Genomic DNA, 16,061 nt, shown 5'->3' with positions numbered 1-16,061 from the left:
ACAATTCCGAGGGGACCCCGCATGACGGAACAGGACCACACCGACAACACCCCGGAGAACCTCCCGGCGCAGACCGGCGAGGTGCACGAGGTCGGCGTACGCCAGGGCATGTTCGGCGTCCACGGCTCCGGCGACACCAGCGGGTACGGCGGCCTCACCGCGCCGATCGTCTACCCGGGTGACGCCCAGCGCCCGTACGGCGGCTGGTTCGACGAGGTCGCCGACGCCCTCCAGCAGGCGGCGACCGACGCCGGCCTCGAGCTCGCCACCCCGAGGGTCGTGATCCACCGAGGCGAGATCACCTTCCACGTACGCCGCGAGGACCTGCCGGTCGTCGCCCAGGTGCTGCGCGACGAGCCGCGGCTGCGCTTCGAGCTGTGCTCCGGCGTCAACGGCGTGCACTACCCGGCCGACACCGGCGCCGAGCTGCACGCGGTCTACCACCTGCTGTCGATGACCCACAACCGCCGGATCCGGCTCGAGGTCACCGCCCCGGACGCCGACCCGCACATCCCGTCGATCGTGGCGACGTACCCCACCAACGACTGGCACGAGCGCGAGGTCTTCGACATGTTCGGGATCGTCTTCGACGGCCACCCCGCACTCACCCGCATCCTGATGCCCGACGACTGGCCGGGCCACCCCCAGCGCAAGGACTACCCGCTGGGCGGCATCCCCGTGGAGTACAAGGGCGCGACGGTCCCGCCGCCCGACGAGCGCAGGAGCTACAACTGATGAGCGCAGACCAGGATCTGTACGCAGGCGCCAGCGACACCACCGAGGGCAAGGTCTTCACCGTCACCGGTCAGGACTGGGACTCGATCGTCGACGGCCTCGCCGCCATGGACGACGAGAGCGCCGACGAGCGCATCGTCGTCAACATGGGCCCGCAGCACCCGTCGACCCACGGCGTGCTCCGCCTGATCCTCGAGCTCGAGGGCGAGACGGTGACCGAGGCCCGCTGTGGCATCGGCTACCTGCACACCGGCATCGAGAAGAACATGGAGTACCGCTCCTGGGTCCAGGGCGTCACGTTCTGCACCCGGATGGACTACCTCTCCCCGTTCTACAACGAGATGACCTACGTGCTCGGGGTCGAGCGGCTGCTCGACATCGAGGACCAGATCCCCGAGAAGGCCCAGGTCATGCGGGTCCTGCTCATGGAGCTCAACCGCATCTCCTCCCACCTGGTCTGCATCGCCACCGGCGGCATGGAGATCGGCGCCCTGACCGTGATGACGATCGGCTTCCGCGAGCGCGAGCTGGTGCTCGACCTCTTCGAGCTGATCACCGGCCTGCGCATGAACCACGCCTTCATCCGACCGGGCGGCGTCGCCCAGGACCTCCCGCCCGGTGCGCTCGACGAGATCCGCAGCTTCATCGCCCTGATGAAGAAGCGCCTTCCCGAGTACGCCGACCTCTGCAACGCCAACCCGATCTTCAAGGCCCGCCTCGAGGGCGTCGGCCACCTCGACCTCGCGGGCTGCCTGGCGCTCGGCATCACCGGACCGGTGCTGCGCAGCACCGGCTACCCGTGGGACCTCCGCAAGACGCAGCCCTACAGCGGCTACGAGACCTACGACTTCGACGTGCAGACCTGGGACACCGCCGACTCGTACGGCCGGTTCCGGGTCCGCCTCGCCGAGATGTGGGAGTCGCTCAAGATCATCGAGCAGGCCGCGGAGCGCCTCGCCAAGCTCGACGGCGCACCGGTCATGGTCGCCGACAAGAAGATCGCCTGGCCCAGCCAGCTCGCCATCGGCAGCGACGGCATGGGCAACAGCCTCGACCACATCCGACACATCATGGGTGAGTCGATGGAGGCCCTGATCCACCACTTCAAGCTGGTGACCGAGGGCTTCCGGGTCCCGGCCGGCCAGGCCTACGTGCCGATCGAGTCGCCCCGCGGCGAGCTCGGGGCGCACGTGGTCTCCGACGGCGGCACCCGCCCCTTCCGGGCGCACTTCCGCGACCCGTCGTTCACGAACCTCCAGGCCACGAGCGTGATGAGCGAGGGCGGCATGGTCGCCGACGTCATCGTCGCGATCGCGTCCATCGACCCCGTCATGGGAGGCGTCGACCGATGAGCCTGACCCAAGAGACGTACGACGAGCTGCGCGCGATCGGCGCCCGCTACCCCGAGGCCCGCTCGGGCCTGCTCCCGATGCTGCACCTGGTGCAGTCGGTCGAGGGCCGGATCACCCCCGAGGGCATCGAGGCCTGTGCCGAGGTCCTCGGCATCACCGCCGCCGACGTCAGCGGCGTCGCGACGTTCTACACGATGTACAAGCGCCGGCCCGTCGGCGACTACCACGTCGGCGTCTGCACCAACACGCTCTGCGCGGTCATGGGCGGCGACCAGATCTTCTCCCGCCTCAAGGAGCACCTCGACGTCGGCAACGACGAGACCACCGACGACGGCAAGATCACGCTCGAGCACATCGAGTGCAACGCCGCGTGCGACTACGCACCGGTGATGACGGTCAACTGGGAGTTCATGGACAACATGACGCCCGAGGCGGCCGTCGGCCTCGTCGACGCCCTCCGCGACGGGGCCGAGGTCCACTCCACCCGCGGCCCGCGCATCGTCACCTGGCGCGAGGCCGAGCGGGTGCTCGCCGGCTTCCCCGACGACCTCGCCGACGAGGGACCGGCCGCCGGCCCCGCCTCGCTGGTCGGCCTCGGCATCGCCCGCGAGCGCGGCTGGACCGCGCCGCACCCCGACACCGACGCCGGCAGCGGCCGCACCGCCGACACCAAGGCCGAGGCGGTCGAGCAGGCCGACACCTCCCGCGCGGAGACCGAGACCAAGCAAGAGGAGCGCAGCGATGACTGACGTGCTCACGCCGGTGCTCACCGACAACTGGGGCGACGACCGGGCGTGGACGCTCGCGTCGTACGAGGCGCGCGGCGGGTACGCCGCCGTCGACACCGCGTTCGCGATGGCCCCCGACGACGTCATCAACGAGGTCAAGGAGTCCGGCCTCCGCGGCCGCGGAGGCGCCGGCTTCCCCACGGGCATGAAGTGGGGCTTCATCCCGCAGGACAACCCGAAGCCGAAGTACCTCGTCGTCAACGCGGACGAGTCCGAGCCGGGCACCTGCAAGGACATCCCGCTGATGATGGCCAGCCCGCACACGCTGGTCGAGGGCGTCATCATCAGTTCCTACGCCATCCGCGCCAACAAGGCGTTCATCTACATCCGGGGCGAGGTGCTCCACGTCGTACGACGCGTGCAGCGTGCGGTGCAGGAGGCCTACCTCGCCGGCCACCTCGGCAAGGACATCCACGGCTCCGGCTTCGACCTCGACGTGGTCGTCCACGCCGGTGCGGGTGCCTACATCTGCGGCGAGGAGACCGCCCTGCTCGAGGGCCTCGAGGGGCGTCGTGGCCAACCACGGCTGCGCCCGCCGTTCCCCGCCGTCGCCGGCCTCTACGCGAGCCCGACGGTCATCAACAACGTCGAGTCGATCGCCTCGGTGCCGAGCATCATCGGGCACGGCCACGGCTGGTTCTCGTCGATGGGCACCGAGAAGTCCAAGGGCTTCGGCATCTTCTCGCTCTCCGGTCACGTCCAGAAGCCGGGCCAGTACGAGGCCCCGCTCGGCATCACCCTGCGCACGCTGATCGACCTCGCCGGCGGCATCCGTGAGGGTCACGACCTGAAGTTCTGGACGCCCGGCGGCTCCAGCACGCCGCTGCTGACCGCCGAGCACCTCGACATGCCGCTCGACTTCGAGGGCGTCGGCGCGGCGGGCTCCATGCTCGGCACCCGGGCGCTGCAGATCTTCGACGACACCACCTGCGTCGTCCGCGCGACGCTGCGCTGGACCGAGTTCTACAAGCACGAGTCCTGCGGCAAGTGCACGCCCTGCCGCGAGGGCACCTGGTGGCTGGTGCAGACCCTGACGGCGCTGGAGAAGGGGCAGGGCACCGAGGCCGACCTCGACCTCCTGCTCGACCAGTGCGACAACATCCTGGGCCGCTCGTTCTGCGCGCTGGCCGACGGCGCCGTCAGCCCGATCATGAGCTCGATCAAGTACTTCCGCGACGAGTACGTCGCGCACCTCACCGAGGGCGGGTGCCCCTTCGACCCGGCCCGATCGACCGCCTGGGCAGGACAGGAGGTTTCCGCATGACGACCACGCCGGAGAAGACCGACCTGGTGTCGCTGACCATCGACGGCGTCCAGGTCAGCGTCCCGAAGGACACCCTGGTGATCCGGGCCGCCGAGCAGGTCGGCGTCCAGATCCCGCGGTTCTGCGACCACCCGCTGCTCGCGCCGGTCGGCGCCTGTCGCCAGTGCCTGGTGGACATCCCCGACGCCGGCAACGGGCGCGGGTTCCCCAAGCCGCAGGCCTCGTGCACGCTGCCGGTCGCCGAGGGCATGGTCGTCAACACGCAGGCCACCAGCCCGGTCGCCGACAAGGCCCAGCAGGGGATCATGGAGTTCCTGCTGATCAACCACCCGCTGGACTGCCCCGTCTGCGACAAGGGCGGTGAGTGCCCGCTGCAGAACCAGGCGATGTCCAACGGCCGCGGCGAGTCCCGCTTCTCTGCCGGTGGCGGCGTGAAGCGCACCTACCCGAAGCCGATCAACATCAACGCCCAGGTGCTCCTCGACCGCGAGCGCTGCGTGCTCTGCGCGCGCTGCACCCGCTTCTCCGAGCAGATCGCCGGTGACCCGTTCATCGCGCTGATCGAGCGCGGTGCCCTGCAGCAGGTCGGCATCTACGAGCGCGAGCCCTTCGACTCGTACTTCTCGGGCAACACCATCCAGATCTGCCCCGTGGGCGCGCTGACCAGCGCTGACTACCGGTTCCGGTCCCGCCCGTTCGACCTGGTCTCGTCGCCCGGCATCGCCGAGCACGACGCGTGCGGCTCCGCGATCCGGATCGACCACCGCCGCGGCAAGGTGATGCGTCGCCTGTCCGGCAACGACCCCGAGGTCAACGAGGAGTGGATCACGGACAAGGACCGCTTCGCGTTCCACTACGCCACCGCGGCCGACCGTCTCGGCTACCCGCAGGTGCGCGACGAGGACGGGTCCCTGCGGCCGGCGTCGTGGCCCGAGGCCTTCGCGGTCGCAGCCCGTGGCCTCCAGGCGGCGGGCGCGTCCGGCGTGCTCACCGGTGGTCGGGTGACCGCCGAGGACGCCTACGCCTACTCCAAGTTCGCCCGGGTCGCGCTCGGCACCAACGACATCGACTTCCGCTCCCGGCCGCACTCGGCCGAGGAGGCGTCCTTCCTGGCGTCCGAGGTCGTGCTGCGCAGCACGGTCACGTACGCCGACCTCGAGACCGCGGGCACCGTCGTCCTGGCCGGCCTCGAGCCCGAGGACGAGGCCGGCACGATCTTCCTGCGCCTGCGCAAGGCGACCATGCACGGCACGACCCGCGTGCTCGCGATCGCGCCGTACGCCACCCGCGGCCTCGCCAAGATGAACGGCCACCTGGTGCGCACCGCCCCGGGGGCCGAGACGGCCGCGCTCGAGAGCCTCGTCGACCACGCCGAGCACGGCATCGACAGCACCGCGGTGATCCTGGTCGGTGAGCGTCTCGCCACCGTGCCCGGCGCGCTGTCCGCCGCCGCCGGGCTCGCCGCCACCACCGGCGCGCGGCTGGCCTGGGTGCCCCGCCGCGCCGGCGACCGCGGTGCCGTCGAGACCGGCTGCCTGCCCAACCTGCTGCCCGGCGGTCGCCCGGTCGCCGACCCGGCCGCCCGCGTGGACGCCGCCGCCGACTGGGGCGTCGACACCCTCCCGGAGAAGGTCGGCCGCGACGCCGACGCGATCGTCGCCGCGCTGACCTCCGGCGAGCTCGGTGGCCTGGTCATCGGTGGCGTCGACCCCGACGACACGAGCGACCCGGCCGCGACCCGCGCCGCGATCGCCGCCGCGTCGTTCGTGGTGGCGCTGGAGCTGCGCGAGACCGACGTGACCCGCGCCGCCGACGTGGTCTTCCCGGTCGCTCCCGTGGTCGACAAGGCTGGCATGTTCGTCACCTGGGAGGGCCGGCCGCGCACCTTCGACGCGGTGTTCTCCAGCCCGACCTCGCTGCCCGACCTGCGGATCCTGGCCGGCATCGCCGAGGAGCTCGACCGTCCCCTCGGCTTCCGGACCGTCGCCGAGGCGCGGGCCGAGATGGTGGAGATGGGGCCGTGGGACGGCGAGCGTGCCGCCCTCGAGAAGCCCCGTCCGGCTCCGGCCGGTCGACGCCCCAAGGGCGCCGACCACACCCTGTCCAGCTGGAAGCTGCTCGTCGACAACGGCTCGATGCAGGACGGCGACAAGGCCTACCGCGCCACGGCGCGGGCCACGGTCGCGCGGGTCTCGCGGGCGACGTACGACGCCCACGGCCCGACCCTCACCATCACCGGTGACCGCGGCTCGGTGACGCTCCCGGCCGAGGTCGCGGACCTCGACGACGGCGTCGTCTGGATCCCGGCCAACTCCACCGGCAACGGCCTCCTCGCCGACCTGGCCTCGCCGGGCAGCCCGGTCTCGATCGCGAAGGGAGACGACGCATGATCCCGATGGCGGACACGAACCTGTCGGACTTCGGGCACGACGTCTGGTGGGTCATCCTCATCAAGACCGTGCTGATCTTCGTGATCCTCGTGCTCCTCACGCTCTTCAACATCTGGTGGGAGCGCCGCGTGGTGGCCCGCATGCAGCACCGCATCGGCCCCAACGTGCACGGCCCCTTCGGACTGCTGCAGTCGCTGGCCGACGGCGTGAAGCTGGCGCTCAAGGAGGACCTCACCCCGAAGGCCGCCGACAAGATCGTGTTCGTGATCGCACCGGTCCTCGCGACCGTGCCGGCGTTCGTGACGTTCGCAGTCATCCCGTTCGGCCCCAAGGTCAACTTCTTCGGCCAGGAGACGCCGCTCCAGCTCACCGACATGCCGGTTGCGGTCCTGTTCGTGATGGCGATCGCGTCCATCGGCATCTACGGCATCGTGCTCGGCGGCTGGTCCAGCGGCTCGACGTACTCCCTGCTCGGCGGGCTGCGCTCCAGCGCCCAGATGATCTCCTACGAGGTCGCGATGGGTCTCGCCCTCGTGGCGGTCTTCCTGTACGCCGGCTCGATGTCGACCTCGGAGATCGTCGCGGCGCAGGGGGACCTGTGGTTCGGGCTGATCCTGGCACCGTCGTTCGTCATCTACTGCATCGCGATGGTCGGGGAGACCAACCGGGCGCCCTTCGACCTCCCCGAGGCCGAGGGCGAGCTGGTGGGCGGCTTCCACACCGAGTACAGCTCGCTGAAGTTCGCGCTCTTCTTCCTCGCCGAGTACATCAACATGGCGACGGTGTCCGCGCTGGCCACCACGCTGTTCCTCGGCGGCTGGCACGCGCCGTTCTGGATCGACCACCTCTGGGCCGGCGCCAACGAGGGCTACGTCCCGGTGATCTGGTTCTTCGGCAAGGTCCTCTTCTTCATCTTCGTCTTCATCTGGCTGCGCGGCTCGCTGCCGCGGCTGCGCTACGACCAGTTCATGGCGTTCGGCTGGAAGCGGCTGATCCCGGTCGCGCTCGTGTGGATCGTCGCGGTCGCGACCATCCGGTCGATCTCCCTCGAGGGCGGCCTGGACCGGCGCTGGCTGCTGATCGGCATCGGCATCCTCGCGGCGATCTTCCTGGTGCTCTTCTTCGTCGGGGAGTCGGAGGACGAGCCCGAGGCCGTCGAGGTCGCACCGCACCCGGGTGGGTTCCCGGTCCCGCCGATGCCTTCGGGTGGTGCGGTGCGCGGCGCCGCCCAGCCGCTCACGTTCACCTCGAGCTCCACCGTCTCCGGAGGCGAAGCCTGATGGCCCAGAACGACCAGTCGAAGTCCATGAAGGAGCAGCTCTGGGACCCCGTCGCGGGTTTCGGCGTCACCTTCCGCACCATGTTCAAGAAGGTGGTCACCGAGCAGTACCCCTTCGAGAAGCTGCCGACCGCGCCGCGGTTCCACGGCCGGCACCAGCTCAACCGCTGGCCCGACGGCCTCGAGAAGTGCATCGGCTGCGAGCTGTGCGCGTGGGCCTGTCCCGCCGACGCGATCTACGTCGAGGGCGCGTCCAACGACGACGACGCCAACGGCGAGGGTCGCTTCAGCCCGGGCGAGCGCTACGGCCGCGTCTACCAGATCAACTACCTGCGCTGCATCCTCTGCGGCCTGTGCATCGAGGCCTGCCCGACGCGGGCGCTCACGATGACCAACGAGTACGAGCTCGCCGACGACAACCGGGCCGACCTGATCTACGAGAAGTCCGACCTGCTCGCCCCGCTCCTGCCCGGCATGATCCAGCCGCCGCACGCGATGATGCTCGGCGACGACGAGGGTGCCTACTACCGCGGGGAGTTCAGCGCGCCCGCTCCGACGCCGGGGGGTGACGCCTGATGGTCGCCTTCTGGATCCTCGCCCCGATCATGGTGATCGCCGCCCTCGGCATCCTCTTCGTGCGCAAGGCCGTGCACGCCGCACTGCTGCTGGCCGTCGTGATGATCTCGCTGGCGATCCTGTACGCCGCGCTCGACGCGCCGTTCCTCTTCGCCGTCCAGATCATCGTCTACACCGGCGCCATCCTGATGCTCTTCCTGTTCGTGCTGATGCTCGTCGGCGTCGACGCCTCCGACTCCGTCGTCGAGACGATCCGCGGCCAGCGGGCTCTGTCCATCGGCGCCGGCATCGTGCTCGGCGCCGGGCTCGTGGTCGGCCTCGGCCAGATCTCGCTCGGCACGGCCGTCGGCCTCGACGACGCCAACGCGCCCGGCAACATCCAGGCGCTCGCCGACATCCTCTTCTCGCGCTACGTGTTCGCGTTCGAGACCACGAGCGCGCTGCTCATCACGGCCGCGGTCGGCGCCATGGTGCTCGCGCACCGCGAGCGCCTGACCCCGAAGGCCCGCCAGCCCGAGCTCGCCGCCCAGCGGGTGAAGGACTACGCCGAGTCCGGCAAGCACCTCGGCCCGCTGCCTCCTCCGGGCGTCTACGCCCGCCACAACGCGGTCGACACCCCGGCCCTGCTGCCCGACGGCACCGCGGCGCCGAGCTCGGTCTCCCGGGTCCTCGCGGCCCGCGGCACGATCCGCTCGGCTCCGGCCACGGCCGACGCCATCGACGCGATCGAGAAGCAGATCGGCTGGGCGCCGCACGCCGGCGGCAGCGGCGGCGCGGCACCGCCGGCCTCGACCACCGAGGAAGCACCCGCGACGGGAGATGGCACCCCATGAACATCCAGGCGTACGTCGTGCTCTCCGCGATCCTGTTCACCATCGGCTGTGTCGGCGTGCTGACCCGCCGCAACGCGATCGTGGTCTTCATGTGCGTCGAGCTGATGCTCAACGCGTCCAACCTCGCCCTGGTGGCCTTCGCCAAGCAGCACGGCAACCTCGACGGCCAGATCGCCGCCTTCTTCGTGATGGTGGTGGCCGCAGCCGAGGTCGTGGTCGGACTCGCGATCATCATGACCATCTTCCGGACCCGGCGCTCGGCCTCGGTCGACGACGCCAGCCTGCTGAAGTTCTAGGAGCGTCTGACTGATGTATGCGTTCCACGAAGGCGCGGGCATCCCCGTCGTCGACCCCACCGCGGCGGACGGGGTCTTCGCCCTGCTCTGGCTGGTGATCGCGCTACCGCTCGCCGGCGCGGCGGTCCTGCTGATCGGCGGGAGGTTCACCGACAGGTGGGGTCACCTGCTCGGCACGCTGCTGCCGATCGGCTCGTTCGCGATCTCGCTGGCGATGTTCGTCTCGCTGCTCGGCCGCGAGGACAACGAGCGCCAGATCGACCAGCACCTCTACACCTGGTTCCAGACCGGCCACCTCGACGTCGGCATGGACCTGCTCTACGACCCGCTCTCGGCGCTCTTCCTGCTGCTGATCACCGGCGTCGGATCGCTGATCCACGTCTACTCGATCGGCTACATGGCGCACGACCCTCGCCGGCGCCGCTTCTTCGGCTACCTCAACCTCTTCGTCGCGGCCATGCTGATGCTGGTCCTGTCGGAGAACTACCTCGGCCTCTTCCTCGGCTGGGAGGGCGTCGGCCTGGCGTCGTACCTGCTGATCGGCTTCTGGCAGCACAAGCCGACCGCGGCCGCCGCCGCCAAGAAGGCCTTCGTGATCAACCGCGTCGGTGACATGGGGCTGTCGCTCGCGATCATGCTCTTCTTCATCACCTTCGGGTCGACCAGCTTCACGGTGATCAGCGTCGGTGCCGGTGACGCGTCCTCGACGACGGTGACGATCCTCGGCCTGCTGCTCCTGCTCGGCGCGTGCGGCAAGTCGGCGCAGTTCCCCTTGCAGGCCTGGCTCCTGGACGCCATGGAGGGCCCGACCCCGGTGTCGGCGCTCATCCACGCGGCGACCATGGTGACCGCCGGCGTCTACCTGGTCGTGCGCTCCAACTTCGTCTTCGAGCTCGCACCGCACGCGCAGACCGCGGTGGTGGTCGTCGCCGTGATCTCGATCTTCTGGGGTGCCTGGATCGGTAGCTCGAAGGACGACATCAAGAAGGCGCTCGCCGGCTCCACGATGAGCCAGATCGGCTACATGATGCTGGCCGCCGGTCTCGGCGTCGCGGGCTACGCGTTCGCGATCTTCCACCTGCTCACGCACGGCTTCTTCAAGGCCAACATGTTCCTCGGTGCCGGCTCGGTGATGCACGGCATGGACGACGACGTCGACATGCGGCACTACGGCGCGCTGCGCAAGGCGATGCCGGTGACCTACCTGACCTTCGGGATGGGCTACCTCGCGATCATCGGGTTCCCCGGCTTCTCGGGCTTCTGGTCCAAGGACAAGATCATCGAGACCGCCCTGGCCGACAACTGGCTGGTCGGCATCTGCGCCCTCCTCGGCGCCGGCGTCACCGGCTTCTACATGACCCGGCTGATGCTGATGACGTTCTTCACCAACAAGCGCTGGGCGAAGGGGGTCCACCCGCACGAGTCCCCGTCGGTGATGACCGTCCCGTTGATGGTGCTCGCCGCACTCTCGATCCTGGGCGGCGTCTTCCTGATCGGCGACTGGATCGTGGACTTCCTGGCCCCGGTCGTCGGCACCGCCCACCACGAGGACCCACCGATCCCGGCGCTCGCCGTCACGGTGCTGGCCGTGCTCGTGGTCGCGGCCGGTGTGGCCGTCGCCTGGCTGCTGGTCGGCAAGCGCGACGTACCCCGGGAGGCTCCGCAGGACGTCTCGTTCGCCACCCGCGCGGGCCGCAACGAGCTCTACGGCAACACGATCAACGACACGCTCGTGGTCAACCCCGGCCGGCGCCTCACCACGGCTTTGCTGGCCACCGACAAGTACGCCGTCGACGGCGTGCTCACCGGGGGGCCGGTCGCGGTCGGGCTGTTCGCCGGGTTCGCCCGCCGCGTCCAGAACGGCTACGTCCGCTCCTACGCCCTGTCCATCCTCGTCGGCGCCCTGATCGTCGGCCTGGCCCTCCTGGCGGTGAACCTCGCATGAGTGATCTGCCCCTGCTCAGCATCCTGATCGTCGTGCCGCTCGTCGGCGCGCTGGTCACGGCGCTCCTGCCCAAGACCCGCCGCGAGACCGCGCTGCCCAAGCAGGTGGCGCTGGCGTTCGCCCTCCTCACCGCCGTGATCGGCATCGTCATCGCCACGCAGTACGACAACGGCGCCGGCATGCAGCTCGAGGAGACCCACACCTGGATCAAGGCGCTCGGCGTGCACTACGCGCTCGGCGTCGACGGCCTCGGTCTGATGATGATCCTGCTGACCGTCGGTCTGGTCCCGGTCGTGTTCGTCGCGTCCTGGCACGAGGCCGACGGCCGCAACCCGGCGGCGTTCTTCGCCTGGGCGCTGGCCCTCCAGGCCTTTGCGCTGTGCGTCTTCGCGGCCACCGACGTCTTCCTCTTCTACGTCGTCTTCGAGGCGACGCTGATCCCGGCGTACTTCCTGATCGGCGGGTTCGGCCGCGAGGGCCGTGGCTTCGCTGCGCTGAAGTTCCTGATGTACCAGCTCGGTGGCGGCCTCGTGCTGCTCGCCGCGGTCATCGGGCTCTACGTGGTCTCGGCCGACGCCGGCACCCCGTCGTACCTGCTGAAGGACCTGGCGCAGCTCGACATGAGCACGACCTGGGAGCGCTGGCTCTTCGTCGGCTTCATGGTCGCGTTCATCGTCAAGGCGCCGCTCTTCCCGCTGCACACCTGGCTGGCCGACACCACCGAGAAGGCGACGCCCGGCACGAGCGTGCTGCTGGTCTGCATCCTCGACAAGATCGGCACGTTCGGGATGCTGCGCTTCTGCCTCGGCATCTTCCCGAACGCCTCGCAGTGGGCGACCCCGGTCGTCATCACGCTGGCGCTGATCTCGATCGTGTACGGCGCGTTCCTCGCCATCGGGCAGGACGACATCCTGCGCCTGATCGGCCTGACGTCGCTGAGCCACTTCGGCTTCATCACGCTCGGCATCTTCGCGCTGACCAGCCAGGGCGGCTCCGGCTCGATCCTCTACATGGTCAACCACGGCGTCGGCACGGCCGCGCTCTTCCTGCTCGCGGGCTACCTGATCCGGCGCAAGGGCACCTCGCTGATCAGCGAGATCACCGGCGTGGAGAAGCGTGCGCCGATCCTCGCGGGGCTGTTCCTGGTCGCCGGCCTGGCCACGCTGGGCCTGCCCGGCCTGAGCCAGTTCGTCTCCGAGATCCTGGTGATGATCGCGGCGTTCGACTACCACTGGTGGGTGGGCGCGGTCGCGGTCACCGGCATCGTGCTGGCCGCCGTCTACGTGCTCTGGCTCTACCAGCGCACGATGACCGGTCCCGCCGTGCCGAGCGACGAGGGGATGCTCGACCTCGGCCGGCGCGAGCTGGTCGCCGTCGTACCCCTGATCGCCGCCCTCGTCGTCTTCGGGTTCTTCCCGCAGCCGATGCTCGACGTGGTCAACCCGACCGTCGACTCGTTGCTCCACCACGTCGGGGTCAGCGACGACCCGCCGACCGTCCCCGCGGCCGAGGAAGGTGCTCACTGATGGACTTCGTCAAGCCCACCATCGAGTACGCCGACATCTGGCCCCTCATCCTGATCTTCGGCGTCGCTTGCGTCGGCGTCGTCGTCGAGGCGTTCGTGCCGCGTGGACGCCGGTTCCTCGTGCAGACCGTGCTCGCCGCGGCGGGCCTCGTGGCCGCGCTGGTCGGCACCGTCCTGGTCGCCCGCGACCTCACCGTGCGCGCCGACGGCGCCGCCCGCGGCGCGATCGACGTCGAGGGCACGATCACCGTCGACGGCCCGACCGTCTTCTTCTGGGGCCTGATCCTGGTCGTCGCGCTCGGCGGCGTGCTGCTCTTCGCCGAGCGTCGGCTCGAAGGCGGGGTGTCGGCGTTCGCCGGCCAGGCCGCCGCGCTGCCCGGCACCGAGGCGGAGCGCCAGGCGTCCAAGAGCGGTCTCGAGCACACCGAGGTCTACCCGCTGCTGATGTTCGCGGTCTTCGGGATGCTGATCTTCCCGGCGGCCAACGACCTGCTGACGCTCTTCGTCGCACTCGAGGTCCTGTCGCTGCCGCTCTACCTGCTCTGCGGCCTGGCCCGGCGGCGCCGGCTGCTCAGCCAGGAGGCGGCGCTCAAGTACTTCCTGCTCGGCGCCTTCTCCTCCGGCTTCTTCCTGTACGGCGTCGCGCTGACCTACGGCTTCGCCGGGTCGATGGAGTACGCCGCCATCAACGAGGCGGTCCGCAACGACCTCTCCAACCAGCCGCTGCTGCTGATCGGCATCGGCATGCTGTCGGTCGGCCTCCTCTTCAAGGTCGGCGCCGCGCCGTTCCACTCGTGGACGCCCGACGTCTACCAGGGCGCACCCACCGCGGTCACGGCGTTCATGGCGGCCGGCACGAAGATCGCGGCCTTCGGCGCGATCCTGCGCCTCTTCTACGTCGCCTTCGGCTCGGAGCGCTGGACCTGGCAGCCGATGCTGTGGGTGATCGCGATCCTCACGATGGTCGTCGGCGCGGTGCTCGCCGTCGTGCAGACCGACATGAAGCGGATGCTCGCCTACTCGTCGATCGCGCACACCGGCTTCCTGCTCACCGGCGTCCTCGGCGTCCAGCAGGCCTCGGAGCTGTCCGACGGCGAGGTCACCTCCCTGCAGGCGGTGCTCTTCTACCTGACGACGTACGGCTTCGCGATGCTCGGCGCCTTCGCGGTGGTCACGCTGGTGCGCGACTCGTCGGGTGAGGCCTCGACGTTCGCGCGCTGGCAGGGGCTGGGTCGGCGGTCGCCGCTGGTCGCGGGCCTGTTCGCCTTCTTCCTGCTCTCGATGGCCGGCATCCCGCTGACCGCCGGCTTCGTCGGCAAGTGGGCGGTCTTCACCGTCGCCCTGTCGGCCGGTGCGTGGCCCGTCGTGATCGCCGCGATCCTGTGCAGCATCGTCGCGGTGTTCTTCTACGTGCGGGTGATCGTGCTGATGTTCTTCGTCGACGTCGCGCCCGACGCAGGCGAGCTCGCGAGCGTGGCGCGGCCGTCGCTGCTGACCTCGGCGACCATCGCCGTCGGCATCGCTGCGACGGTCGTCCTGGGCGTCGTACCCGGCCCGGTTCTCACTCTGGCCGACCATGCTGGACAATTCCTCAGGTGACGTCCGGATCTGCCGCCCTCGCGCTCCCCGTCGGTGACGAGGCGCTCGCCGCGCGGCTGGTCGAGCGCCTCGACCGGGTCGAGGAGGCACTGGCCGGGCACGTCCGCAGCCGGGCCGCCTTCGTGACCGAGACGGCGAGCCACCTGATGGAGGCCGGCGGCAAGCGGTTCCGCCCGCTGCTGGTGCTGCTCGCCGCCGAGGTGGGGGACCGGCCGGACGCCGACGAGGTCATCACCGCCGCCTGCGTCGTGGAGCTCACGCACCTCGCGTCGCTCTACCACGACGACGTCATGGACGAGGCCGACCTGCGCCGGGGCGCCGATGCCGCGCACACGCGCTGGGGCAACCACGTCGCGATCCTCACCGGCGACTTCCTCTTCTCGAAGTCCTCCGAGCTCACCGCCGAGCTCGGCGCCGACGCGGTCAAGATCCAGGCGCAGACGTTCACCCGGCTCGTCGAGGGCCAGATCCTCGAGACGGTCGCGCCCCAGCCGGGTGAGGACCCCCTCGAGCACTACCTCGAGGTCGTGGCCGGCAAGACCGGCTCCCTGATCGCGACCTCCGCGCGCTACGGCGCCCGCTTCGGCGGTGCCTCCCGCGAGGTCGAGGAGGCGCTCACGGCGTACGGCGAGATCGTCGGCTCGGCCTTCCAGCTCTCCGACGACATCCTCGACATCGCGTCCGAGACCGACGAGTCCGGCAAGACCCCGGGCACCGACCTCCGTGAGGGCGTCCCGACGCTGCCGGTGCTGATGGCCCAGGCCTCCACCGACCCCGCCGACGCCCGCCTCCTCGAGCTGCTCGCAGGCGACCTGACCGACGACGACCGGCACGCCGAGGCCCTCGACCTGCTCCGCAAGCACCCCGCCCTCGACGAGGCCCGCGCCTACGTCATCGCGCGCGCCACCGAGGCCAAGCAGCACCTCGCCGCCGTGCCCGAGGGCTCCGTCCGCGACGCTCTCGAGGCGTTCGCCGACATCGTGGCCACCCGTTCCAGCTAGCGCTCCCGGAAGCCCGTGACCTCGTAGCTGGTGCCGCAGTCGCTCGTCTCCGGCGGGCAGTGCAGCACGACGGACGCCGGGAACCCCCACGTCGGGTCGTAGCGGATCTCGAACGAGTCGGTCATCTCGGCCGAGCGGTCCCGCTCCTCCATCTCGAAGATCGTGTCGATGGTGGGCGCGCTGTCCCGGTCGAGGCCGCGGCACCCGCCTCCGCCGGCCACGCTCGTGACCTCACCGTCGGTCACGGTGATGTGGGCGTGGCAGGGCTCGCACATGCCGCTGCAGGCCGTGTAGTCGAACGAGTACGTCGTCGGCTCGCGCGACTCCCAGAGCCGCTGCGCGCTGCCATGGGCCCGGGCGGCCGCCCAGTCGTCGAGGTGGGTCGAGACGACGACCGCCACGATCGCGGCGACCAGCGCTGCACCTGCGATCCAGACCTTTCGACTCATAGCAGTGGGACGCGTGCGCCAGGACGCCG

General features: G+C 70.1%; 14 protein-coding genes. 13 read left to right on the top strand and 1 reads right to left on the bottom strand.

All coding sequences use genetic code 11. The annotated features are described in order from the left end of the window. Positions 1-21: 21 nt before the first annotated feature. From ABEA34_RS08550 to ABEA34_RS08490, 13 genes are read left to right on the top strand one after another with little or no spacing between them, the layout of a single operon-like run. Entirely contained in the window at positions 22-735 is a 714-nt protein-coding gene (locus ABEA34_RS08550; RefSeq protein WP_345520820.1) for an NADH-quinone oxidoreductase subunit C, read from the top strand. Continuing rightward, positions 735-2,087, top strand: a complete 1,353-nt coding sequence (locus ABEA34_RS08545) for an NADH-quinone oxidoreductase subunit D (protein WP_345520819.1) — start codon at positions 735-737, stop codon at positions 2,085-2,087. The genes ABEA34_RS08550 and ABEA34_RS08545 overlap by 1 nt, the downstream gene beginning before the upstream one ends. Next, positions 2,084-2,836 carry an NADH-quinone oxidoreductase subunit NuoE gene (nuoE, locus tag ABEA34_RS08540; protein ID WP_345520818.1) on the top strand — a complete coding sequence of 251 codons (753 nt, stop codon included), beginning with the start codon at positions 2,084-2,086 and terminating at the stop codon, positions 2,834-2,836. The genes ABEA34_RS08545 and nuoE overlap by 4 nt, the downstream gene beginning before the upstream one ends. Continuing rightward, positions 2,829-4,139 (top strand): NADH-quinone oxidoreductase subunit NuoF, encoded by a 1,311-nt coding sequence (gene nuoF, locus ABEA34_RS08535; protein ID WP_345520817.1) that lies wholly within the window; start codon positions 2,829-2,831, stop codon positions 4,137-4,139. The genes nuoE and nuoF overlap by 8 nt, the downstream gene beginning before the upstream one ends. Then, the gene (locus ABEA34_RS08530) at positions 4,136-6,529 is read left to right on the top strand and encodes an NADH-quinone oxidoreductase subunit G (RefSeq protein WP_345520816.1); all 2,394 of its coding nucleotides are present in this window, start codon (positions 4,136-4,138) and stop codon (positions 6,527-6,529) included. Before nuoF ends, ABEA34_RS08530 begins: the two co-directional genes overlap by 4 nt. Continuing rightward, entirely contained in the window at positions 6,526-7,809 is a 1,284-nt protein-coding gene (nuoH, locus tag ABEA34_RS08525) for an NADH-quinone oxidoreductase subunit NuoH (RefSeq protein ID WP_345520815.1), read from the top strand. The genes ABEA34_RS08530 and nuoH overlap by 4 nt, the downstream gene beginning before the upstream one ends. After that, the gene (nuoI, locus tag ABEA34_RS08520; protein ID WP_345520814.1) at positions 7,809-8,384 is read left to right on the top strand and encodes an NADH-quinone oxidoreductase subunit NuoI; all 576 of its coding nucleotides are present in this window, start codon (positions 7,809-7,811) and stop codon (positions 8,382-8,384) included. The genes nuoH and nuoI overlap by 1 nt, the downstream gene beginning before the upstream one ends. Beyond that, complete coding sequence (locus tag ABEA34_RS08515) at positions 8,384-9,217, top strand: NADH-quinone oxidoreductase subunit J (RefSeq protein ID WP_345520813.1); 834 nt, start codon at positions 8,384-8,386, stop codon at positions 9,215-9,217. Before nuoI ends, ABEA34_RS08515 begins: the two co-directional genes overlap by 1 nt. Continuing rightward, positions 9,214-9,513, top strand: coding sequence for an NADH-quinone oxidoreductase subunit NuoK (gene nuoK / locus ABEA34_RS08510; RefSeq protein ID WP_345520812.1), 300 nt, complete (start codon positions 9,214-9,216; stop codon positions 9,511-9,513). Before ABEA34_RS08515 ends, nuoK begins: the two co-directional genes overlap by 4 nt. 13 nt (positions 9,514-9,526) lie before the next feature. Then, positions 9,527-11,458 (top strand): NADH-quinone oxidoreductase subunit L, encoded by a 1,932-nt coding sequence (gene nuoL, locus ABEA34_RS08505; protein WP_345520811.1) that lies wholly within the window; start codon positions 9,527-9,529, stop codon positions 11,456-11,458. Next, positions 11,455-12,984: an NADH-quinone oxidoreductase subunit M gene (locus ABEA34_RS08500; RefSeq protein ID WP_345520810.1), complete on the top strand. Its 1,530-nt coding sequence runs from the start codon at positions 11,455-11,457 to the stop codon at positions 12,982-12,984. Before nuoL ends, ABEA34_RS08500 begins: the two co-directional genes overlap by 4 nt. Then, positions 12,984-14,582: an NADH-quinone oxidoreductase subunit NuoN gene (gene nuoN / locus ABEA34_RS08495; RefSeq protein WP_345520809.1), complete on the top strand. Its 1,599-nt coding sequence runs from the start codon at positions 12,984-12,986 to the stop codon at positions 14,580-14,582. The genes ABEA34_RS08500 and nuoN overlap by 1 nt, the downstream gene beginning before the upstream one ends. Next, positions 14,579-15,583 carry a polyprenyl synthetase family protein gene (locus ABEA34_RS08490; RefSeq protein WP_345520808.1) on the top strand — a complete coding sequence of 335 codons (1,005 nt, stop codon included), beginning with the start codon at positions 14,579-14,581 and terminating at the stop codon, positions 15,581-15,583. Before nuoN ends, ABEA34_RS08490 begins: the two co-directional genes overlap by 4 nt. Here ABEA34_RS08490 and ABEA34_RS08485 read toward each other — a convergent pair. Further along, on the bottom strand, positions 15,580-16,032 hold the full coding sequence (locus tag ABEA34_RS08485; RefSeq protein WP_345520807.1) for a DUF6174 domain-containing protein: 453 nt from the start codon (positions 16,030-16,032) through the stop codon (positions 15,580-15,582). The genes ABEA34_RS08490 and ABEA34_RS08485 overlap by 4 nt on opposite strands. Positions 16,033-16,061 lie beyond the last annotated feature (29 nt).

The organism is Nocardioides conyzicola (assembly GCF_039543825.1).
In the GTDB taxonomy this organism is placed as follows: domain Bacteria; phylum Actinomycetota; class Actinomycetes; order Propionibacteriales; family Nocardioidaceae; genus Nocardioides; species Nocardioides conyzicola.
This window is presented reverse-complemented; position numbering and strand designations above follow the sequence as displayed.